The 19646-nt window shown below is 71.6% G+C and carries 22 protein-coding genes; 16 read left to right on the plus strand and 6 right to left on the minus strand.

Translation table 11 applies throughout. The features are described from left to right. Nucleotides 1-247: 247 nt before the first annotated feature. On the plus strand, nt 248-1000 hold the full coding sequence (locus AB0316_RS05395; protein ID WP_366271115.1) for a Crp/Fnr family transcriptional regulator: 753 nt from the start codon (nt 248-250) through the stop codon (nt 998-1000). Nucleotides 1001-1145: 145 nt separating this feature from the next. Here AB0316_RS05395 and AB0316_RS05400 read toward each other — a convergent pair whose 3' ends face one another. Further along, on the minus strand, nt 1146-3110 hold the full coding sequence (locus AB0316_RS05400; protein WP_366271116.1) for a transglycosylase domain-containing protein: 1965 nt from the start codon (nt 3108-3110) through the stop codon (nt 1146-1148). 267 nt (nt 3111-3377) lie between these two features. Further along, nucleotides 3378-3953: an AAA family ATPase gene (locus tag AB0316_RS05405; protein WP_366271118.1), complete on the minus strand. Its 576-nt coding sequence runs from the start codon at nt 3951-3953 to the stop codon at nt 3378-3380. A gap of 250 nt (nt 3954-4203) precedes the next feature. On the opposite strand from AB0316_RS05405, the gene AB0316_RS05410 reads away from it, so the two are divergent. From AB0316_RS05410 to AB0316_RS05425, 4 genes are all read left to right on the plus strand, one after another. Next, a complete protein-coding gene (locus AB0316_RS05410; protein ID WP_366271120.1) occupies nt 4204-4545 on the plus strand; it encodes a helix-turn-helix transcriptional regulator in 342 nt (113 codons plus the stop codon). Then, a complete protein-coding gene (locus AB0316_RS05415; protein ID WP_366271122.1) occupies nt 4542-4925 on the plus strand; it encodes a hypothetical protein in 384 nt (127 codons plus the stop codon). Before AB0316_RS05410 ends, AB0316_RS05415 begins: the two co-directional genes overlap by 4 nt. A gap of 174 nt (nt 4926-5099) precedes the next feature. Further along, a complete protein-coding gene (locus tag AB0316_RS05420; RefSeq protein WP_366271124.1) occupies nt 5100-5411 on the plus strand; it encodes a hypothetical protein in 312 nt (103 codons plus the stop codon). Further along, complete coding sequence (locus AB0316_RS05425) at nt 5408-7540, plus strand: alpha/beta hydrolase (RefSeq protein WP_366271126.1); 2133 nt, start codon at nt 5408-5410, stop codon at nt 7538-7540. The genes AB0316_RS05420 and AB0316_RS05425 overlap by 4 nt, the downstream gene beginning before the upstream one ends. Before the next feature lie 63 nt (nt 7541-7603). On the opposite strand, the gene AB0316_RS05430 is transcribed toward AB0316_RS05425, so the two are convergent. Then, nucleotides 7604-8236 carry a winged helix-turn-helix domain-containing protein gene (locus AB0316_RS05430; protein WP_366271127.1) on the minus strand — a complete coding sequence of 211 codons (633 nt, stop codon included), beginning with the start codon at nt 8234-8236 and terminating at the stop codon, nt 7604-7606. A 64-nt stretch (nt 8237-8300) separates the two neighbouring features. Between AB0316_RS05430 and AB0316_RS05435 the strand changes: the two genes are divergently transcribed. The 3 genes from AB0316_RS05435 to AB0316_RS05445 are packed head-to-tail and all read left to right on the plus strand — an operon-like array spanning nt 8301 to nt 11078. Beyond that, nucleotides 8301-9611, plus strand: a complete 1311-nt coding sequence (locus AB0316_RS05435) for an MFS transporter (RefSeq protein WP_366271129.1) — start codon at nt 8301-8303, stop codon at nt 9609-9611. Then, a complete protein-coding gene (locus tag AB0316_RS05440) occupies nt 9608-10183 on the plus strand; it encodes a GNAT family N-acetyltransferase (RefSeq protein WP_366271130.1) in 576 nt (191 codons plus the stop codon). The genes AB0316_RS05435 and AB0316_RS05440 overlap by 4 nt, the downstream gene beginning before the upstream one ends. Before the next feature lie 25 nt (nt 10184-10208). Then, nucleotides 10209-11078: a PhzF family phenazine biosynthesis isomerase gene (locus AB0316_RS05445; protein WP_366271131.1), complete on the plus strand. Its 870-nt coding sequence runs from the start codon at nt 10209-10211 to the stop codon at nt 11076-11078. A gap of 77 nt (nt 11079-11155) precedes the next feature. Here the strand turns inward: AB0316_RS05445 and AB0316_RS05450 are convergent, their stop codons facing one another. Further along, entirely contained in the window at nt 11156-11746 is a 591-nt protein-coding gene (locus AB0316_RS05450; RefSeq protein WP_366271134.1) for a hypothetical protein, read from the minus strand. A 165-nt stretch (nt 11747-11911) separates the two neighbouring features. Here AB0316_RS05450 and AB0316_RS05455 point away from each other — a divergent pair, with 165 nt between their 5' ends. Beyond that, nucleotides 11912-12433, plus strand: coding sequence for a YbhB/YbcL family Raf kinase inhibitor-like protein (locus AB0316_RS05455; RefSeq protein WP_366271135.1), 522 nt, complete (start codon nt 11912-11914; stop codon nt 12431-12433). A gap of 115 nt (nt 12434-12548) precedes the next feature. On the opposite strand, the gene AB0316_RS05460 is transcribed toward AB0316_RS05455, so the two are convergent. Further along, entirely contained in the window at nt 12549-13337 is a 789-nt protein-coding gene (locus AB0316_RS05460) for a sigma-70 family RNA polymerase sigma factor (RefSeq protein WP_366271137.1), read from the minus strand. A 186-nt stretch (nt 13338-13523) separates the two neighbouring features. Between AB0316_RS05460 and AB0316_RS05465 the strand changes: the two genes are divergently transcribed. From AB0316_RS05465 to AB0316_RS05480, 4 genes are read left to right on the plus strand one after another with little or no spacing between them, the layout of a single operon-like run. Further along, nucleotides 13524-14276 carry a (Fe-S)-binding protein gene (locus AB0316_RS05465; protein ID WP_366271139.1) on the plus strand — a complete coding sequence of 251 codons (753 nt, stop codon included), beginning with the start codon at nt 13524-13526 and terminating at the stop codon, nt 14274-14276. Next, nucleotides 14276-15766 (plus strand): lactate utilization protein B, encoded by a 1491-nt coding sequence (locus AB0316_RS05470; protein WP_366271141.1) that lies wholly within the window; start codon nt 14276-14278, stop codon nt 15764-15766. Before AB0316_RS05465 ends, AB0316_RS05470 begins: the two co-directional genes overlap by 1 nt. Next, the gene (locus tag AB0316_RS05475; RefSeq protein WP_366271142.1) at nt 15763-16347 is read left to right on the plus strand and encodes an LUD domain-containing protein; all 585 of its coding nucleotides are present in this window, start codon (nt 15763-15765) and stop codon (nt 16345-16347) included. The genes AB0316_RS05470 and AB0316_RS05475 overlap by 4 nt, the downstream gene beginning before the upstream one ends. A gap of 40 nt (nt 16348-16387) precedes the next feature. Then, on the plus strand, nt 16388-16999 hold the full coding sequence (locus AB0316_RS05480) for a hypothetical protein (RefSeq protein WP_366271143.1): 612 nt from the start codon (nt 16388-16390) through the stop codon (nt 16997-16999). A gap of 305 nt (nt 17000-17304) precedes the next feature. Here AB0316_RS05480 and AB0316_RS05485 read toward each other — a convergent pair whose 3' ends face one another. After that, entirely contained in the window at nt 17305-17526 is a 222-nt protein-coding gene (locus tag AB0316_RS05485) for a hypothetical protein (RefSeq protein WP_366271145.1), read from the minus strand. A gap of 95 nt (nt 17527-17621) precedes the next feature. On the opposite strand from AB0316_RS05485, the gene AB0316_RS05490 reads away from it, so the two are divergent. From AB0316_RS05490 to AB0316_RS05500, 3 genes are all read left to right on the plus strand, one after another. After that, a complete protein-coding gene (locus tag AB0316_RS05490; RefSeq protein WP_366271147.1) occupies nt 17622-17828 on the plus strand; it encodes a hypothetical protein in 207 nt (68 codons plus the stop codon). Nucleotides 17829-17959: 131 nt separating this feature from the next. Continuing rightward, nucleotides 17960-18580, plus strand: coding sequence for a DUF47 family protein (locus AB0316_RS05495; protein WP_366271148.1), 621 nt, complete (start codon nt 17960-17962; stop codon nt 18578-18580). A gap of 7 nt (nt 18581-18587) precedes the next feature. Then, a complete protein-coding gene (locus AB0316_RS05500) occupies nt 18588-19592 on the plus strand; it encodes an inorganic phosphate transporter (RefSeq protein ID WP_366271150.1) in 1005 nt (334 codons plus the stop codon). Nucleotides 19593-19646: the final 54 nt, after the last annotated feature.

Genomic DNA, 19646 nt, shown 5'->3' on the forward strand with positions numbered 1-19646 from the left:
GGGGCGACCTCGTGACCCGGGGGTGGTGGTGGGCGAGGTCCGGGTGGACCCGCCGTCGTGCCGTCGTCGTCATGGAAGTGCCTCTCGTTGCCGAGGAGTTCGCCGCTCCTCGTCCTGCAGATGTGCCCACCGACGACGATCCCGCCGCGCGACACGCGCGTCTGTGCTCACGGCGACAGTGCGGACGTGCGTGCCGACACACAGCGACGCTCGGTCCTGGGCACCACGCAGCCGAGCGGCGGTGGCGATGACTGTCGACCTGGGCCTGCTCTCGGACCTCGCGCCGGACGAGCGCCGGCAGGTCGTGGCCTTGATGCGTCGCCATTCGTACGCCGCCGGTGAGGTGGTGTTCCACGAAGGGGATGCCGCCGACTCCGTCCACTTCGTCGTCGAGGGACGGGTGGTGGCTCGACGTTCCTCCGAGCAGGGTGACCGCGTGGCCTACGCGGTCATGGGTCCCGGTCAAGCCTTCGGGGAGCTGGCCATGGTCGTGCGCGACGGTCGGCGCACGGCCACGATCGAGTGCGTCGAGCGGACCGTAACCCTGTCGCTCCCCTTCGCCGATTTCGAGCGGCTCTGCGCCCGCCAGCCGGACGTCAGCCGTCTTCTCGTCCGCCTCCTGGCCGAACGGGTCAACCGACTCACCGAATCCCTCATGCAGGCCCTTCACACGCCGGCCGAGCTCCGCGTGATCCGCAGCCTGGTGTTGCTGTGCGGTCTGTACTCACAGGGCGCTCGTAGGGGCTCGCCTGTCGCAGTGGCGCTGAACCAGACGGAGATCGCTGAGCTCGCAGGAGTCACCCGGCCCACCGCCAACCGAGTCCTGCGGCGTCTCGAGGATGACGGGGTGGTGGCTCTCGACCGCGGACGCCTCACCGTCCTCGACGCCGCGGCACTGCACCGCGCAAGCGCCGTGCCAGCGCCGCGCCTTGTTCCGCACTATGGGCTCGGACGCGGCACGCGTAGCGACCCATCAGGTGGAGCGCGGCGGCGCCCATGATGTGGCGTTCCGCGAGCCGTTAGCCGGCGTCGACACTCCCGAGGTCGCCGGCTTGTCGGTGCCCCTCGGGGAGTCGATCGAGACTGGCATGGGCCTGTGCCGGAAACGGCACGAGAAAAATTGCGTCGAGACTGGAGCCGGTGCGTCACGGCATCGGCGCGACGGGCTGACCCGCCAAGGCCGCGTCCATGATCCGGCGCCAGATCGGTGCGGCGTAGCAGGCGCCCGTCATGGACGAGCAGCTCTTGCCGGCCATCGAGACGTTGAACATCGGGCGGCTCTGGTTGACGGGGTTGCCCACCCAGACCGCGGTGGTCAGCTGCGGCGTGAAGCCGACGAACCACGACTGTGCGTTGGCGTCGGCGGTGCCGGTCTTGCCGGCCGACGGGCGCCCGTTCAGCTGGTTGAGGATGCCCGACCCGTGCGTCATGTTGTACTCCAGGTACTGCGTCGCCTGGCTCACCGCATTGGAGTCCGCGGCGTGCGTGCACGACGGCTTCGTCGCGAGCAGCACCTTGGTGCCCTGGGTGACCTGAGTGACGGGCCGGGTCTGGCACACGCGGCCGCCGGCGGCGATGCCGGCGTACGCGTTGGCCAGGGTCTGCGGCGAGACCTGCTGGGCGCCGAGGATGACCTGCGGCGGGTAGGTGCCGATCGGGCCGCCGTTCGCGTCGTGCAGGCCGAACGCCGTCATCGTCTGGTGGATGGCGCAGACGCCGATCTTGCTGGCCAGCGCCACGAACGCCGTATTGGTCGACTGCGCCGTCGCGGTCATGAGCGACATCGAGCCGCCGCCCCACGCCTCGTCGTTGTAGACCTTCCACTCGCCGTCGAGGCCGCACGGCTGCGGGAACTGGTCCGGGCGGAAGGTCGCCGGAGTGTTGTTGTCCGCAGCCGGCGCGTCGATCGTCGCCGACGTCCCGAGGCCCTGCTCCATCGCCGTGATGAGCGAGAACGCCTTGGCCGTCGAGCCGAACTGGAAGCCGCCCGAGCCGCCGTACTTCCGATCGACGGAGTAGTTGAGCTCCGTCTGGCCGGAGTTGCCCTTGGTGCCGTATGCCGTGTCCTGGCCGAGCGCGAGCACGTTGCCGGTGCCGGGCTGGGTGACGTAGGCCGCCGCGGCCACTCCCAGCGCGTTGTCCTTCGGGGCCACCGCCTGCAGGGCCTTGTTCGCGTCCTTCTCGACGGCCGGATCCAAAGTGGTCTGCACCGTGAGGCCGCCCTGGAAGAGCAGGTCGTGGCGTGCCTGACGCGTCGCTCCGAGCGACGGCTGGTCCTCGAGCCAGTTGATCACGAACGAGCAGAAGTAGGGGTAGCGGGAAGCCGCACAGGTGGCCGGCGGATAGGTCACGTGCAGGTCCTTGGCGAGCGGCCGGCGTACGGCTGACTTCCACGTGGCGGTCGAGACCAGCTTCAGGTCGTGCATACGGCCGAGCACGACGTCGCGCCGGGCCTGGGCCTGGGCCAGGTGGTGGACCGGGTCGGTCGTGCTGGGGCTCTGGACCAGACCGGCCAGCGTCGCGGCCTCGGGGAGCGTCAGGGCGCTCGCGTGCACGTCGAAGTAGTGCCGGGCGGCCGCCTCGATCCCGTAGGCGCCGTCGCCGTAGTAGGCGAGGTTGAGGTAGCCCTCGAGGATCTTGTCCTTGCTCCACGTGCGCTCGAGCCCGGCGGCATACCGCAGCTCCGTGAGCTTGCGCGACAGGGTCTTGGCCACGGCTGCGTCCGCGGCTGCGCTCTTGCCCTCCTTGAGCGCCTGCGCCTGCAGGGTCATCTTGACGAACTGCTGGGTCAGGGTGGAGGCTCCCTGGCTCGAGCTCCCGCTGCGCAGGTCCTCGATGACGGCACGCGCCAGGCCCTTGGGGTCGATGGCTCCGTGGTCGTAGAAGCGGCTGTCCTCGATCGCGACCTGCGCCTGGCGCATCACGGGTGCCACCTGTGCCATCTTCACCAACCGGCGGTCCTGCTCCTCAGGGGTTGCAATGAGGGAGCCGTCGGCAGCCAGGATCCGCGAGCCCTGCGTCAGCTGCGCCACCGTGAAGGTGCTCGGCAGCGACATGAACGTCTGGTCCCCGGCCGTCGACAGTCGGCCGAGGGCCGCGACGGAGGGCATCGACACGCCTGCCGCCAGGATTCCGAGCGTGACCGAAGTGGCCACGAAGGCGACGAGGAGTCGAAACGTCCTGTGCAGACCCCGTCTGGGTGAATCGACCATGGGCGCGACGCTAGGCGCGCGCGCTGGACACTTCTTGTAGGTTGCCTGAACTTGGAGATGGGGGCCTCAAGGGCGTTTTCCCGTGAGAGTCGGTGCGCGCCACCGGACCACAGGCGCAGACCTCCCGGCGAGCCACAGCGCGATCGCTCAGGTGGGAGGTTCACATCAAGAGGGCACGTCCATCGCTCTCACGATCTGTGCGGCGATCTCCGGCGGTGTGAGGTCATCGGTGTTGATCACGAGGTCCCACGTGCTGCCGGGGTGCACGTCGAAGTGACCGCGCGAGTTGCCCAGCTGCTGGCCCTTCGTCCGCGCTCGTTCGCGGTCTTCGAGGGTGGGGAGCGACGCCGTCAGCCGCACCCAGAAGGCTGAGCGAGCGCGCAGCTCCCGGCGCCATGCAGGCATGATCGAGTCGTCGACAGGCATCTCGTCGAGGATGACGTTGTTGCCGGTCGCCAGAAGGGCGTTGACGGCGGCGCGCATCCCGGTGAGCGCACGGCCGCCCGCTTCGCCGTAGCGGATCCGGGCCCGGGGCCGGCCGTCCTCGTCGCGCGACTGGTCGACCCAGAATCCTGGCCCGGGCCCGCGAGGATGGTCGCGCCACTCGTAGGGGAACATCGAGAGGAAGTGGTCGAGGCCGACATGCAGGTACGGCTCGGGAAGTGCCAGCTGCAGGTGGCCCGCTACCGTCGTCTTCCCGACGCTCGACACGCCGACCAGCACGATCGCTCTGCCTGCCACACCGCGCAGTCTGACACGACGGAGTCGGTCGAGGCCGCGGCCGAGGTGCCGGAGGCGGCCACCCGGGCCAGGGGCGAAGGGAGGGTCTCACCGATACCTCCTGCACGCGGGAGCGCCTAGCGTCGACGCCATGCGCCGTCCCGCCCTGACGTGGTTCGTGACTACAGCCGCTCTCGGCACCGTTCAGGGGGCTGCGGTGGATGGGGATCGAACCGTCGACACTCGACGGCCACCTATGTAGACTTCTGCTATGGGCAACAAGCCGCGAATGACCGTCACGACGGTCGAGGTGCTCCAGACCTTCGCCGACGACGCCTCGAGCGATCGGTACGGGCTGGAGATCATGGCGCTCACCGGGCTGCCGAGCGGGACAGTCTTTCCGATCCTGGCCCGGTTCGAGGGCTTGGGCTGGCTCGAGAGCGGCTGGGAGGATGTCGACCCTGCCGTCGTCGGGCGGCCACAACGCCGGTACTACCGGCTCACGGGAAAAGGCGTGCAGCTCGCCGAGTCCGCTCTGGCGCAGGTCGCCCGTGCTCGGGAGAAGCGACGCTCGGTGCTGCGGCCCGTGCCGGGGAGCGTGGGGTTCTCATGAGCGCGGCCGGGCCCGGAGCGTTCGCCGGCCTGCTCTGTCGCCTGGCGGCGGCGCTGCTGCCGCGCGCCAGCCGTGAACGCTACCTCGCCGAGTGGCGCGCAGACCTCGCGGCCGAGCCGCAGCAGGCCCTCCGCTACGCCTGGAGCGCGCTCGTTCACGTCCTCGAGCTGCGGCGGGTGGTCCTCGAAGCCGGCACGGACGCCGTCCCGCTGCGGTGCCGAGCGCACCTGCACGCCTACGTGCTCGTGCACGACAACCCGGAGGACCGCAAGTACGTCAGCCGCCACTGCCGTCGCTGCGGCTACATCAAGGACGACGGCCGGTCAGGGAGCCAACCTCAGGATGGGCTGGCGTGGGGTGTCTCGATGGGCGTGCACTGAAACCTGGCGTGCTTCTCGCTGGGACGCAGCGGCGATTGCCAGCCCGTGAGGCGCACGGGGTGGTCGATGTCTCCAGTTCATGCGGCGCACCTGTGGATAACGCGCGGGCTGGCAGTTGATGGGCTCCTAGGGTCCATCCATGGACAGGGGCCGTGGTGGAAGCAAGGGCGGGGCGTGGTCGTCGTGACCCGCGAAGTGGTCGATGCGATCGCGGTGGATGCTGCTGGCGCTCGCTTGCGTGGCTGCGGCGAGCAGGTGCCCCGGGCGTCGCGCACGAACCTCTCGGGTCAGGGTGCGCTGTCGGTCGCCGCGGAGGCGGCGCACTTCGATGCCATCTGGGGCGACGGACTCTCCGCGTTGCGCGCCGAGCTGGGCCTGCTCGCATCCGCTCTGCATCGGGCTTCGTGGGCGAGGCGGAATGTCGAGCGGGTGAACGCGCAGCTGCTCTCGCACGCCGGGCCTGTCTTTGCAGGGAGCCGTGAATGACCACGCGATTCGCGGTCATCGGCGATGAGCCGGCGGCCGTGGAGGCCCAGTCGCAGCTGTGGCGCGGACTCGCGCGACGGATGGCCGAGGTGGCCCGCGAAGTGGAGGCGCAGGCAGGCGCCGTCTCGGCGGCATGGCCGGAGGGCAGCGCGGCTCCTCTCGCGGTCGCGGAGGCGCGGCGCTGTGGCGACGCGGCCCGCGAGACGGCGCACGTGCATGCCCGGGCGGCCACGCTCTTGGCCGGCCTGGTGCAGCCGCTCACACGATGGCGACGGCAGGTGGAGCAGCTCGACGACGCGTGGCAGGTGCTCACCCACGCGGAGGGGCAAGCGCGGGCGGCGAGAGAGGCCGACCTCGGCGACCCGCACTCCACGGCGCGGATCGCCCTCGCCCAGCAGCGGCTCGACCTGGCCCGGGCGCGCACCGGTCACATGAGCGCGGTCGCGGTCGCGACGGCATACGACACGCTCCGCCGCGACGCGCAGGGCCAGGTCGGCGAGGTGGCCGCCCGGCTGAGCCGTCTCGCGGCCCAAGGGGCCGGAGCCGTGCCGGGGGCAGGCGCCGGCCTGGGCGGTGTCTCGCGGTACCGCACCGAGCTCGGGCTGCTGGCCGGCGGCGCCCGGGCGCAGGGACGGCTTGCTCCAGAGGTGGCCCGGCTCGTCGACGTCGGCGTCCTGCCGTCCGAGGCGGCGGGGTGGGATGCCGCCGCGTTCGCTGCCTACGTCCAGGTCCGTCCCGACGTGGCCGCGCAGCTCGTCGCGCGCCGACCGGTGGCCGGAGTGGGCGCCGGCAGCTGGTCCAGCCCGTGGCAGCTGACGGACAGCGCGTCGGTGGGTGCGACACCGCAGCCCATGAGCTCGTTCGCGTCGGTGCTCGCGACCTCACCTCCTGCTGCAGACCCCACGCTGACCTCGGCCGGCGATCCGGGCTGGCCCCACCGACTTGCGGTGCGCGAGGCGTTCGAGGCGCTGACGCCCTCCGAGCAGCAGCTGGTGGCGCTGCTGTGGCCCGGCGCCGTCGGCAACCTCTCCGGTGCCCCGTTCAGCGTGCGGGCCATCGCGAACCACGTACGCGTCGTGGCCGCTGTGAGGGAGCAGGAGGAGGCCAACCAGTCCAAGGCTCGGGACGCCTGGCATGAGGGTGAGGTCGGGCAGGACGCTCAGACCGGCCCGGGAGGTTCGGCGAGACGGTTCTACACGGCAAGTCACATCGATCGGGATCGTGCGCACCTCGCGGAGCTGCGGAGCCTGGCGGCCGACCCCTCGCGACAGATCCTCTGGTTCGACAACGCGGGAGACGGGTCGCTCGTGGAGTTGCACGGCACGCTGACCCCGGCCACGGTGGGAGTCGGGGTCTTCGTCCCGGGCACCACCGCGGAGCTCGGAGGGCACGAGGCGAATGCTCGGCGATCCCGCTCATGGGTCGACGCCTCCGACGGCAAGGTCGCCATGGTGACCTGGATGGGCGGCGACCTGCCCGACAGCGTGATCCGGGACGCCCCGTTCCGCGACTACGCCGACCGGCTCGCTCCGAAGCTGGCGGCGTTCAGCCATGACCTGCGCCAGGAGATCGACCACTCCGCCGCGGGTCTCACTGAGGTGCACACCGAGGGCCGGACCCTCATGGGCCCGGCCGTCACGGTCATCGGGCACTCCTACGGCGGTGCCGTGGTCGGCACCAGCGAGCAGTACGGCCTCGACGCCGACAACGTCATGCACGTCGAGTCCGCCGGCGCCGGCCACGACGTGCGCGACATCGCCGACCTGCGTCCCGGCCGCTGCGACGTGCGCCGCTACACGATCACCGCAGCCACCGACCCGATTCGGTTCGCCCAGGGCAGCCAGGTGCCGACCGAGGGCCTGTGGGGCGAGCTCGTCCCGGGCGAGGTGAAGGACGTCCTCAAGGACTACGGCCACGGCGCCGACCCCGGCGACCTGTCCGGCATCCAGGAGCTGACCGGTGACCGGGGCGCCGACGGCCGCCTGCTGAACGGAGGCGAGGCCCACAGCGGGGTCCTCGACGAAGGCGCCGAAGGCTGGCGCAACATTCAGCGGGTGCTGAACGGCGTGCCACCGATCCGGAAGTCGGTCCGGGGCATCCCCGGGCTGCCGCTGCCTGCGCTGCCCTGACCGGTGCCCGGTGCCCGGTGCCCGGTGCCCGGTGCCCGGTGCCCGGTGCGCTGGGGCGGGCGTCTACTCGCCCGACGAGCGCGGCTCCGGATCCGGCAGGGGAGTGAGTCGCACGGCGGCGTGGACCAGGCGCGTCCCGGTGGGCAGGTCCTGAGGCCTGCGGTCATTGAGGCGGTAGGGGCGCATTAGCTCCTGGATCCGGTCCTGCAGCGTCTTCAGCTCCTCCGCGCTCGCCGCGAGGGTTCCGTTGGAAATGAGGTACGCGTCGTGCCACTCGGGGCCGTCGTGCGCCGACTGGTCCACCCACGCCAGCACCCGCTCGTCCGAGCCGGCCAGCAGCACGCGAGCCAGCGCCATGTCGATGCTCTGCATCGTCTGCGGATCGGTGTCGGCGGAGGCCTCCGACCGCCACGCGGTGACGACGGCCTTCCACAGCCTCTCCCGGCCGTCGGTCCGCTCCTCGTCGTGAGCTTCCGCGACGAAGCCATAGCGCTGGAGCAGCCGCAGGTGGTAGCTGCAGGCACTCGGTGACAGCCCGACCGCCTCGGCGCACTCCGTCGCGGTGGCCGGGCCGTAGACGGTCAGCCGTTCGAGGATCTTGGCCCGACCGGCGTGGGCGAGGGCGCGCAGGGCCCGCGGGTCGGACACGACGGCGGCTCCGGCCTCTGGACCGGGGGCATGACGGGGCTCGGGCATGCCACCGAGCATATTCGAAAGAAACGCTTTACAAAATCAGATGTGAAGCAATACCTTCACATCTATGACGCCGACGTCTTTCGCTCACTTCGGTGGTGCGGCCGGCCCTGCCCGTGAGCACGACTTCCGCAGGCTCTGGCTGGGCTACTCGGTCTCTTCCCTCGGCAGCGAGGTCACGGTCCTGGCGCTCCCCGTCACGGCAGCGGTGCTCCTCGGCGCCTCCGCCCTGCAGATGGGCATCCTGACGGCGGCCGCGACGGTGCCCAACCTGGCCATCGGGCTGCTCGCCGGCGTCTGGGTGGACCGCCTCCCTCGCCGCCGCCCGCTCCTCGTCGTCACCGACCTCGCCTCGACCGTGGCGCTGCTCAGCATCCCGGTGGCGTGGTGGATCGGCAGGCTCACCGTCACCCAGCTGGTGGTCGTCGAGCTCGCGGTCGGCACCGCCCGCGTGCTGTTCCGGCCGGCATACCAGTCGCACCTGCCCCAGGTCGTCGCTCGCGCGCACCTCACGCGAGCCAGCGGGCACCTGCGTTCCTCCGACTCCGCGGCGATGCTGGCCGGCCCGGGGCTCGGCGGCGTGCTGGTCCAGGCCGTGTCGGCGCCGGTGGCCATCCTCCTCGACGCGGCCTCCTTCCTGGTCTCCGCCGCCTGCATCCGGTCCCTGCGCCGCCCCGAGCGTTGTGTCGAGAGCCACGCCGACTGCCACACGGCGAGGGACCGGTCCCTCCGGGCCGATCTGGGGGAGGGGCTCCGTGCAGTCCTGCGCAACCCGCCGCTGCGGGCGATCGCCGGCTCCGCGGCCAACCTCAACCTCTTCGCCATGCTCACCATGGCCCTGTTCGTCGCCTACGCGACCCGGTCCCTCGGCCTGTCGGCCGGCTTGATCGGTGCGATCGCCATGATCGGCGGCGCCGGCGCCCTCGCCGGTGCCCTCGCCGCACCCCGCATCGCGGTCCGCATGGGCGAGGGGCGCACCATCGTGGCCGCCACCATCGTGTTCTCCTTCGCCCTCTTCGCGCTGCCCCTCGCCGCCGGGCCGCGCTTGCTGGAGCTCGGCGTCATCGGCGCCGGAGAGCTCGTCGGAGGGTTCGCGGTCATGCTCTTCGACGTGACCGCAGCAGGGCTGACCCTCAAAGCCGTGGCCCCGGAGCTGCTGGGCCGGGTCAGCTCGTGCAGTGCCTTCCTCACCCAGGGCGTCAAGCCGCTCGGAGCCCTGGCCGGTGGCGTGCTCGGCACGACACTCGGACTCCACGCAGCCCTGTGGATCGCCGCCGTCGGAGCCACCACCACGATGCTGTGGACCTTCCTGTCCCCGCTGCGTCACCGCGACGGTGCCGCACAGACCCCCACCGAGAGAATCGAGAAGCAGGCATGACCCGACGGAGCACCGAGACCGGCACCGAGACCGGCACCGACGTCCCCACCGTCTTCACCACCGAACGCCTGACGGCCCGCGCCTGGGGTCCCGAGGACGCCGCCACCATCTTCGACATCTACGGTCGGTGGGAGGTCGCCCGCTGGCTCGGCGCCACCCCGAGCGCCCTCGAGAGCCTCGACGAGGCCGAGGAGCTCGGTCGCCGGTGGGCCGAGCGCGGAGCGCCGGAGGCCACCTACGGGATCTGGTGCATCACGCTCACCGGGTCGGCGACTCCGATCGGCACCGTGCTGCTCGTCCCCATCCCCGGTGCCGAGCGTGGCGAGGTCGAGGTCGGCTGGCACCTGCACCCCGACCACTGGGGCAACGGCTACGCCACCGAGGCAGCCCGTGCCGCGATCGCGCGAGGACTGTCGGCGGGGCTCGACGAGGTGCTGGCGGTGGTCAGTCCGGACAATGACGCCTCTCTGGCCATGTGTCGACGCCTGGGCCTGCACGCACGCGGGCGGTCCGAGGCGTACTACGGCCGACCGCTCGAGGTCTTCTCCACCCGCCCGCATACGGCACACTGACCCGGGCCACGGAGAAAGGACGGCCATGGACGACGACGCCCCGAGGGCGGAGCGCTTCGCGGCCTTCGGTGACGACGCCGACGGCGGCAACCCGGCCGGGGTGGTGCTCGATGCCGCGGGGCTCACAGCAGGGCGCATGCAACAGCTCGCAGCAGCAGTGGGATACAGCGAGACCGCCTTCGTCACCGGTCCGATCAGACGGGCAGCGCGGTCGGTCATCCCGATCCGCTACTTCGCCCCCGAAGGGGAGGTCGACTTCTGCGGGCACGCCACCATCGCGACCGCCGTCGCGCTGTGCGAGTCCGTCGGCGAGGGCAGCTACACGCTCGGCACCCGGGTGGGTCCGGTCGCCGTCACCGGACACCGCGAGGGGGCGCGGACCGTCGGCAGCCTGCGCAGTCCGGCCGTGGGCTGCCTGCCGCTCGAGCGGGAGCTGCTGGAGGCCCTGCTCGACGCGCTGCGCTGGCACCAGGACGACCTCGACCCGAGCTACCCGCCGGCGATCGGCGTGGGTGGCAACCGTCACCCGGTCCTCGTGGCCCGCGACCTCCGCAGGCTCGAGCGCCTCGACTACGACTTCCCGACGCTCCAGAGGCTCAGCCGTGAGCACGGATGGATCACGGTCCAGCTGGTCACGCCGGCCGGTCCGGGGCAGTGGCGCGCCCGAAATCCTTTCCCGTGGGGCGGCGTCGTTGAGGATCCCGCCACCGGTGCGGCTGCGGCAGCGTTCGCCGGCTACCTGCGTCACCATGGCCGCTTGGAGGTCGGCGACGGCATCGTCATCCGTCAGGGCGTCGAGCTGGGCCGGCCCGGCACGATAGCGGTGCAGCTGCTCGAGGACGCCGCACTCGTCAGCGGCACTGCCACCCGCATCCGGCGCCACGGCGAAGCCTGAACCGCCGGCGGCACTGCACACCGCGCCGAGCCAGGACGCCCGAGCTGCCCCGCATTCGGGTGTGCCCGTCCCGCAGGTCAGAGGTGGCGGCCCCGCACCCAGTCCTCGAGCGTGCCCTCCGCCGTGTCCTGCATGACGAGGGCCCAGACGAGGACCGCAGCCGCGAACTGTCCCACGGGCGCGGCGGCGGCGACCTCGTCGCGCAGCGCCGCGAAGCTCGCGCCGTCCTCGGGGCGGCGGAAGCGCAGCCGGGGAGAGCCGAGCACGGCTGCCCTGGCCGACGGCGGCAGCTCGTCGACGGTGGCCGGGTGCGATCGTGCCGTCGCCCGACGGACGAGCAGGCCGCGAAGGCGCAGGAGGCCGCCGACCGCCGTGCCGGTCGCGGTGGCGCCGAGGACCACCGCCGCGCCGAACGTGCCGTCAGGTCCCTGCGGGCGCCAGCGGAGCGCCACGGCGGCTGCGGCCAGCGCGAGCACGAGGGCGAGAGCGAAGGGCCAGAGCGTCCGCCACCACACCAGTTCGCGCCGCAGCCGGTCCTGCTCGTAGTAGCGCGCCGCCCACTCGCGCACCACGAAGATGGGGAAGTGGCTCGGCGCCGGTGCGTGCCGCACGACCGACGTGCCTGGCTGCGCCGGCTCGATGCGGCTCGCCGCCTGCTCCTCGCGCAACGCGTACCCCTGTCTGTTCTTCTCTTGTGTTGCCTTGCCACCCTAACGAGGTCGGCGCCCGTGATTCGCACGGCCACTGCGGCAGCGGTGCAGGCGCTGCACTGTCCGGGCGCCTGGTCCTGCTGGGTATGGTCCGAGACATCCACGACTTTGCAGGAGGACCGCATGAGTCTCGACCGTCCCGTTGCCCCCAACCCCTACGAGCTGCTCCCATCGGTGCCGTCCTTCACGGTGACGAGCGACGACGTCACCGACGGCGCGCCGCTCAAGGACGACCAGGTGGCCGCCGGTGGCAACACCTCGCCCCAGCTGTCGTGGAGCGGCGCTCCCGAAGGCACGCAGAGCTATGTCGTGACGTGCTTCGACCCTGACGCCCCCACACCTTCCGGCTTCTGGCACTGGGTCCTGGTCGACCTGCCCGCCGATGTCACCTCGCTCGACGTCGGAGCCGCCTCGGGATCGTTGCCCGGCAAGGCTTTCCACGTCCGCAACGACGCCGGCGAGCAGGGGTTCACGGGCGCGGCGCCGCCCGAGGGTGACATGTCGCACCGCTACTTCTTCGTCGTCCACGCCGTCTCGGAGCCGACGCTCGGGGTGGACGAGTCGGCGTCCCCCGCCGTCGTGTCGTTCAACCTCGCCTTCAAGACGCTGGCCCGCGCGGTCCTGCACGGCACCTACCAGCACTGATCCGCTCGCGCGGTGCCCCTGGAGGCCGGGGCACCGCCGGAGGGGCACACGCGTGAGAGCCCGCACCGGCGAATGCCGGTGCGGGCTCTCGAGGTTCGCGAGGAACCGACGGTCGTCAGGCGCTCAGCAGCTCGGCCGACTCCAGGTGCTCGCGAAGCTCGGCAAGGATGCGTCGCAGCAGCCGGCTGACCTGCATGGCGCTCAGGCCCATGGCCTCGGCAATCTCGGCCTGAGTCATGTCGTGGCCGAAGCGCAGCTCGACGATCTCCTGGTCGCGCGGAGGCAGCCGCTTGATGGCGGTACGGACGACGATGTCGTCGTCGAGGCCGGGGTCCGACTGGTGCTCGGCGCGGGCGTCGACGAGGTCCAGGATCGGCCGGCCGCCCTCCGTGGTCGTCGCGTCGAGGGATGCAGGGCGAAGGTTTGTCGAGGCTACCTGGGCCTCCTTGACCTCCTCGAGGGTGAGCCCGAGGGCCTCGGCGAGGTCGTTCTGGTCCGGCTCGTGGCCGAGTGTCTGCTCGAGGCGGGTCCGGGCGTCGGTCACGAGCTGACGGCGCTCCTGCAGCCCGCGCGGCGGGCGCACCAGCCAGCCGTGGTCACGGAAGTGGCGACGCAGCTCACCGGTGATCGTGGGCGTCGCGTAGGCACCGAACTCGGTGGTCTGGCTCAGGTCGAAACGCTGAATTGCCTTGAGCAGAGCGAGAAAAGCCACCTGCTCGAGGTCCTCGCGGTCGAGTCCCTTGCCGGCGTAGCGGTGGGCGAGGGAGCGTGCGAGTGGCATGTGCAGCCGGGTCGCCGTCTCCAGCGCCTGCGACCGCTCGGTCTCGGAGTCCGAGGTGCGGAAGGTCGAGATGAGCTCACGGGTGCGGGCGTCCTTGCGGGGACCGCGCGAGAAGTCGGTCATGTCTGCTCCATCCAGAAACGTGCTGTGGCGGCGCCTTCTTGACCGACATCCGTAACCCTAGACAAAGCATCAACATTGCACAAGCCCTCGACACCCCGGATGTCGACGGAGAGCTCGCCCGGAACCGGTGCGGACCCGCATCCCCGCATCGGCCACCGCCGCTCTCGTCTGTGCGAGGGTGAAGCCATGCGTGTGGCCTTGATGGTGACCTGCCTCAACGACGCGATGTTCCCCGAGGCGGGCAAGGCCGTGGTGCGGCTGCTGCGTCGGCTCGGCGTCGACGTCGACTTCCCTGCGGCACAGACCTGTTGCGGTCAGCCGATGGTCAACACCGGCTACCTCGACCAGGCGGTCCCGGTGGTCCGCACCTTCGTGCGGGCCTTCGAGGGCTACGACGCGATCGTGACGCCGTCCGGCTCGTGCGCCGGGTCGGCGCGCCACCAGCACTCGATCGTCGCGCGCCGTTCCGGCGACGTGGGCCTGGCAGCCGCTGTCGCCGAGGTGTCGCCCAAGGTCTACGAGCTGTCGGAGTTCCTCGTCGACGTCCTCGGCGTCGAGGACGTGGGCGCCTCCTTCCCGCACTCGGTCACCTACCACCCGACGTGCCACTCGCTGCGCATGCTCGGTGTCGGCGACCGCCCCGAACGGCTGCTGCGCGCGGTCCGGGGCCTGCGGCTGCTCGACCTGCCCCGCGCCGAGGAGTGCTGCGGCTTCGGGGGCACCTTCGCGGTCAAGAACGCCGACACGTCGGTCGCGATGGGGGCCGACAAGGCCCGCCACGTCAGGGAGTCGGGGGCCGAGGTCCTCGTGGCCGGCGACAGCTCCTGCCTCATGCACATCGGGGGCGTGCTCTCCCGGCAGCGCGCGGGTGTCCGCGTCATGCACCTGGCCGAGGTGCTCGCGTCGACCGAAGGCCCGGCCCAGACGGAGGTCCCCTGATGAGTCGCACGTTCGTCGGTATGCCGCCGTTCCCCACCGCCGCTCGCGCCGCCCTCGCCGACAGCCAGCTGCGCAGCAACCTCGCCCGCGCCACGACGACGATCCGGGCCAAGCGGGCGGCCGTCGTGGCGGAGGTCGACGACTGGGAAGCCCTGCGGCTCAGGGCTGCCGCCATCAAGGACGACGTGCTCCTGCATCTCGACGAGCACCTCGTGCGGCTCGAGGAGTCGCTGACGGCGCGGGGAGCGGTCGTGCACTGGGCGCGTACTGCCGAGGAGGCGTCGGCCGTCGTGGCGCAGGTGGCACGCGCCCACGGCGTCGACGAGGTGGTGAAGGTCAAGTCGATGGCCACGCAGGAGGTCGAGCTCAACGAGCACCTTGCGGCACAAGGCATCTCGGCGTGGGAGACCGACCTGGCCGAGCTGATCGTCCAGCTCGGCGACGACCTGCCGAGTCACATTCTCGTCCCGGCCATCCACCGCAACCGCGCCGAGATCCGCGCGATCTTCGAGCGGGAGATGGCGCGCGTCGGCCGTCCGGCGCCGGCCGACCTGACCGACGAGCCCGCCCGGCTCGCCGAGGCGGCCCGGCTGCACCTGCGCGAGAAGTTCCTCCGCGCCAAGGTCGGGGTCAGCGGCGCCAACTTCGCCGTCGCGGACTCCGGCACGCTCGTCGTGGTCGAGTCCGAGGGCAACGGACGGATGTGCCTGACCCTGCCCGGGGTCCTCGTCTCGGTCGTCGGCATCGAGAAGGTCGTGCCGACCTGGGACGACCTCGACGTCTTCCTCACCCTGCTGCCGCGGTCCTCGACGGGGGAGCGGATGAACCCCTACACGTCGACGTGGTCGGGCGTCACGCCCGGCGACGGACCGCAGGAGGTGCACGTCGTGCTCCTCGACAACGGCCGCAGCCGTGCGCTCGCCGACGAGGTCGGCCGACAGGCCCTGCGCTGCATCCGCTGCTCCGCCTGCCTCAACGTGTGCCCCGTCTACGAGCGAACGGGCGGGCACGCATACGGCTCCGTCTATCCCGGGCCGATCGGCGCCATCCTCAACCCGCTGCTGCGCGGCGTCGGCCACGACGAGCGGACCGACTCGCTGCCCTACGCCTCCTCCCTGTGCGGAGCATGCTTCGAGGCCTGCCCGGTCCGCATCGACATCCCCAGCGTGCTCGTCGACCTGCGTGCCCAGGTCGTCGACGCCCACCGGGCGGGAGTCCCCTCGGCGGAGGCCCTCGCCATGCGCGCGGCGGCCGCGGCCTTCGGCTCGGGAGCCCGGCTCGGCGCCGCCGAGCGGGTGTCGGGCCTCGTCGGGCGAGCCGGGGAGGCGGTTGCGGGCCTGACCGGACGGGGGCGCCGGGCCGGTGGCCGCCGGCTCCTCGGGCGGCTGCCCGGTCCCGGCGCCGCGTGGACCGACGCCCGCGACCTGCCGGCACCGCCGGCGGAGTCCTTCCGGGCCTGGTGGAGGCGCACGTCAGGGGGCACGCGATGAGTGCGCGCGACGAGATCCTCTCCGCCGTGCGCGAGGCGGTCGCGGCGGCACGGCGCCCCGTCGACGTGCCGCCGCTCGACCGCCCCGATCGTCCCGGCGACGTCGACCTGTTCGCCGAGCGGGTCGCCGACTACCGCGCCACCGTCGTGCGCTGCCGGGCCGACGAGGTGGACATGGCCGTTGCGACCGCGCTGCGCGGAGCGGGCTCGGTCGTGGTGCCCGAGGGGCTGCCGTATGCCGTCCCGGGCGCCCTTCGCGACGAGGACCTCACCGCGACCGAGCTGGACCGGGTGGCGGCCGTGGTCACGACGGCGACCGTGGGCATCGCGACGACCGGGACCATCGTCCTGTCGCACGGACCGGGGGAGGGCCGCCGTGCCTTGACCCTCGTCCCGGACCTGCATGTCTGCGTCGTCCGCTTCGACCAGGTGGTCGACGACGTGCCGGCCGCGATCCGCCGGCTGGACCCGGACCGGCCGACGACGTGGATCAGCGGGCCCTCGGCGACGAGCGACATCGAGCTGAGCCGCGTCGAGGGGGTGCACGGCCCGCGCCGCCTCCACGTGGTCCTCGTCGGCTGACTTCCGCGGGCGTGTCGCACCCGGGGTCTAGCCTGCTGGGATGAGCGAGAGCGACCATCGAGGCCACCGGCGACCCGCCTTCTTCAGCGAGTCGGAGCTCGAGGCGCACGGTCCGGCCTACGACCCGACCGAGCAGATCTACGTCGCGCACGAGACGGCTCTCGCTCTCGTGCACGCCGGTCGCGCCGCCGCGGACCCGGCCGTCACCGGCAAGCTCGTGGCCATCGTCGACGACATCGGCCTCTCGACGCTGGCCGAGCTGTGGTCGCAGCGGCCGGCCCGGTCGCTGCCGGGTGCGCTCTGGCGCCTCTACGTGCTGCGCGAGTGGGTGCAGCGGGCACCCGAGGACGCGAGCCGGCAGTACGCCGCGGGCATCCGGTTCACCGGCCCCAACCACGCGGTGGCCGGAGCCGCCGAGCCACCCGGTCCCCAGGAGATGGGGCGCGTGATCGACGAGGTGCTGCGCGGCGTGTTCGAGGGGGACCTGGCGGTCGCGCTCGAGAGGGCAGCGGCCTTCTGCCGAGTGGTCTCCGCAGGTCGGGCCGACATCTCCGTCGGCGACGCCTCCGCGGAGGCGGCGGCCAACCTCCTCGGCATGGCCGAGGACCTCATGGTGTGCGCGCGGCTGTGGCGCAGCGACGCGCTCGACTGAGCCCGTGTGATCGGCGAGTGATCCGCGCAGCGGTGCGCCTGCTCCCCGAGCGCCCGATCCGCGGGGGTGTCCAGCGGTCTTTGGTGATCGCCCGCGACGGCTTTATCCTTGACGGGCGTCGGGTCGCGGTAGCCCCGGGTCCCAAATTCAGCCGCTACGAGCGGCCCTGTGCCGAGAGGCGCTCCCGGCCCGACGCTCCTACGTCCGTCAGCCTGGCAGCCGCGCAACCGTGCGGGCGCGCCCGTCAGCCGGCCTCTCCAGCCGCCCGACCGGCGGCAGCTCCGCGGCCGGCTACCTGCCGTCGGCTAAGCGCCCGGCGTCCGGGCGATCGGCATGTCCTCGCGGTCGGCGCAGTCCGAGGCGTGCGCCCGCATGTCGGTCTCGACCGAGTACCGCGCGCGCCTCGCCGACGTCGTGAAGCCGCACGCTGCGCAGCGGCCCACGACGAAGCTGCCACGCCGCTCGACGGACCAGCCGTCCTCCGGGATCCACGCGGCGGCGGAAGCCGGTGCGGTGTCGCTCGTCATGCTCCCATCATGCCGGGCGGCCCGGCGCGTCACAGCCACGAACCGATTGTGCACAACGTTCACCATCGGGCCCGCCGGAGCCCTAGGTTGGTCCCATGAGCCCCGAGGAGGAGCGGTCCGGCGACCTGCTCGACGTCCAGCTCGCCGATGAGATCGAGCTCGTGAGCGACCTCGTCGTCGCAGCTTCCTCCAGCACGCGCCACTTCACCGCTGACGAGGTGGACGAGCTGCTCGGGATCGACAGGGACCGTCCGGACCTGTCCACGGCCGGCGAGGGCTCCGTGACCGAGATCCCTGCCTGACCGTCGCCCCGAGTCGGGCGCCTTCTCGTGGGTAACAGGTGGCCGGGGGGTAGATGGTCGGTTGCGCCCGAATGACGACGAAGCCGTAGCATCTTCCCCGGACCAGCCCTCGAATCGACCGGAGCACCCCCGTGGGTTTTCGCCTGACACCCCAGGACACCAGCTTTTTCACCCTCTTCACCTCCTCCGCACAGCTGCTCGTCGAGGCCACCCGGGAGCTGACCCGCTTCCTCGAGGTCGAGCCCGGGCAGCGGCAGGTGGTGGCCGACCGGCTCAAGGACCTCGAGCACGCTGCCGACGACGCGACGCACGAGCTCATCAACAAGGTCAACAGCTCGTTCATCACCCCGTTCGACCGTGAGGACATCCACAACCTCGCGGCCTCCCTCGACGACTGCATGGACTACATCGAGGAGACCGCCGACCTCATCGTGCTCTACCGGATGGGCGAGATCCCCGAGGGTCTGGCCGAGCAGTTCGAGATCCTCGCCCGGATGGCCGAGGTCACCGCAGAGGCCATGCCGCGGCTGCAGTCGATGAAGGATCTCAAGAGCTACTGGATCGAGATCAACCGGCTCGAGAACCAGGCCGACTCGCTCCACCGCAAGATGGTCGCCAGCCTCTTCAACAACGCGGTCGACCCGGTCACCGTGATCAAGGTCAAGGCCATCGTCGACGGCTTCGAGAACGCCGCCGACGCGTTCGAGAAGGTGGCTCACGCCGTCGAGGGCATCGCGGTCAAGGAGTCCTGACCCGCCGATGGACACCACCATCCCCGTCCTCGCGGTCGGTGCGGTCATCGCGCTGGCCATGGTCTTCAACTACACCAACGGCTTCCACGACGCGGCCAACGCGATCGCCACGTCCGTCTCCACCCGGGCGCTCACGCCCCGGGTCGCGCTCGGGATGGCCGCCGTTGCCAACCTCTTCGGCGCCTTCTTCGGCACCAAGGTGGCCCAGACGATCGGGTCCGGCATCATCGCGCAGCCCGAGGGCGTCAACGGCATGTGGCTCGTCGTCGCCGCACTCGTCGGCGCCATCGCCTGGAACCTGCTCACCTGGTGGTTCGGCCTGCCGTCCTCCTCGTCGCACGCTCTCATCGGTGGCCTCTGTGGCGCCGCGCTGGTGGCCGGCGTCGCCGTTCACTGGAGCGTGGTCTGGTCCAAGGTCGTCATCCCGATGGTCGTCTCGCCCGTCGTCGGCCTCATCGTCGGCTACCTCGTGATGGCAGCGCTCTTCTGGATATTCCGCCGCTCCAACCCCGGCCGCGTCACGCGTGGCTTCCGCCTCTCGCAGACGGCGTCGGCGGCCGCGATGGCCTTCGGCCACGGACTGCAGGACGCGGCCAAGACCGCAGGCGTCGTCGTGCTGGCCCTCAACATCTCGGGCCACCACAACAGCAACGTCGTCCCCATCTGGGTCCTCGTGCTCTCGGCGCTCGTCATCTCGCTGGGGACGTATGCCGGAGGGTGGCGCGTGATGCGCACGCTCGGCCGGCGCATCATCGACCTCACGCCGCCGCAGGGCTTCGCCTCCGAGACGACCGCGGCGGCCATCCTCTACGTGGCCGGCCTGGCCTTCGGGGCGCCGATCTCGACGACGCACACCATCACGGCCTCGATCATGGGCGTCGGCGCCACCAAGCGCCTCTCGGCCGTCCGGTGGAGCGTCGCCAGCAACATCGTCGGCGCGTGGTTCCTCACCTTCCCCGGTGCCGGCCTCGTCGCGGTGCTCACCTGGTACCTCACCGCTGTCTTCCGCTGAGCGGGCCACACGGCATACGGAAAGTGCCCACCTGACCACGACGGTCGGGTGGGC

It is taken from the genome of Terrabacter sp. NPDC080008 (assembly GCF_040702505.1).
Taxonomy (GTDB): domain Bacteria; phylum Actinomycetota; class Actinomycetes; order Actinomycetales; family Dermatophilaceae; genus Terrabacter.

What these genes read in the sequence shown, in the direction of transcription:
- AB0316_RS05425 (WP_366271126.1), top strand. Translation starts at nt 5,408, where the DNA reads ATGACCACGCGATTCGCGGTCATCGGCGATGAGCCGGCGGCCGTGGAG.
- AB0316_RS05460 (WP_366271137.1), bottom strand. Translation starts at nt 13,337, where the DNA reads ATGACCGACTTCTCGCGCGGTCCCCGCAAGGACGCCCGCACCCGTGAG.
- AB0316_RS05440 (WP_366271130.1), top strand. Translation starts at nt 9,608, where the DNA reads ATGACCCGACGGAGCACCGAGACCGGCACCGAGACCGGCACCGACGTC.
- AB0316_RS05500 (WP_366271150.1), top strand. Translation starts at nt 18,588, where the DNA reads ATGGACACCACCATCCCCGTCCTCGCGGTCGGTGCGGTCATCGCGCTG.
- AB0316_RS05485 (WP_366271145.1), bottom strand. Translation starts at nt 17,526, where the DNA reads ATGACGAGCGACACCGCACCGGCTTCCGCCGCCGCGTGGATCCCGGAG.
- AB0316_RS05415 (WP_366271122.1), top strand. Translation starts at nt 4,542, where the DNA reads ATGAGCGCGGCCGGGCCCGGAGCGTTCGCCGGCCTGCTCTGTCGCCTG.
- AB0316_RS05465 (WP_366271139.1), top strand. Translation starts at nt 13,524, where the DNA reads ATGCGTGTGGCCTTGATGGTGACCTGCCTCAACGACGCGATGTTCCCC.
- AB0316_RS05470 (WP_366271141.1), top strand. Translation starts at nt 14,276, where the DNA reads ATGAGTCGCACGTTCGTCGGTATGCCGCCGTTCCCCACCGCCGCTCGC.
- AB0316_RS05445 (WP_366271131.1), top strand. Translation starts at nt 10,209, where the DNA reads ATGGACGACGACGCCCCGAGGGCGGAGCGCTTCGCGGCCTTCGGTGAC.
- AB0316_RS05395 (WP_366271115.1), top strand. Translation starts at nt 248, where the DNA reads ATGACTGTCGACCTGGGCCTGCTCTCGGACCTCGCGCCGGACGAGCGC.
- AB0316_RS05435 (WP_366271129.1), top strand. Translation starts at nt 8,301, where the DNA reads ATGACGCCGACGTCTTTCGCTCACTTCGGTGGTGCGGCCGGCCCTGCC.
- AB0316_RS05480 (WP_366271143.1), top strand. Translation starts at nt 16,388, where the DNA reads ATGAGCGAGAGCGACCATCGAGGCCACCGGCGACCCGCCTTCTTCAGC.
- AB0316_RS05490 (WP_366271147.1), top strand. Translation starts at nt 17,622, where the DNA reads ATGAGCCCCGAGGAGGAGCGGTCCGGCGACCTGCTCGACGTCCAGCTC.
- AB0316_RS05455 (WP_366271135.1), top strand. Translation starts at nt 11,912, where the DNA reads ATGAGTCTCGACCGTCCCGTTGCCCCCAACCCCTACGAGCTGCTCCCA.
- AB0316_RS05475 (WP_366271142.1), top strand. Translation starts at nt 15,763, where the DNA reads ATGAGTGCGCGCGACGAGATCCTCTCCGCCGTGCGCGAGGCGGTCGCG.
- AB0316_RS05400 (WP_366271116.1), bottom strand. Translation starts at nt 3,110, where the DNA reads ATGCCCTCCGTCGCGGCCCTCGGCCGACTGTCGACGGCCGGGGACCAG.
- AB0316_RS05430 (WP_366271127.1), bottom strand. Translation starts at nt 8,236, where the DNA reads ATGCCCGAGCCCCGTCATGCCCCCGGTCCAGAGGCCGGAGCCGCCGTC.
- AB0316_RS05410 (WP_366271120.1), top strand. Translation starts at nt 4,204, where the DNA reads ATGGGCAACAAGCCGCGAATGACCGTCACGACGGTCGAGGTGCTCCAG.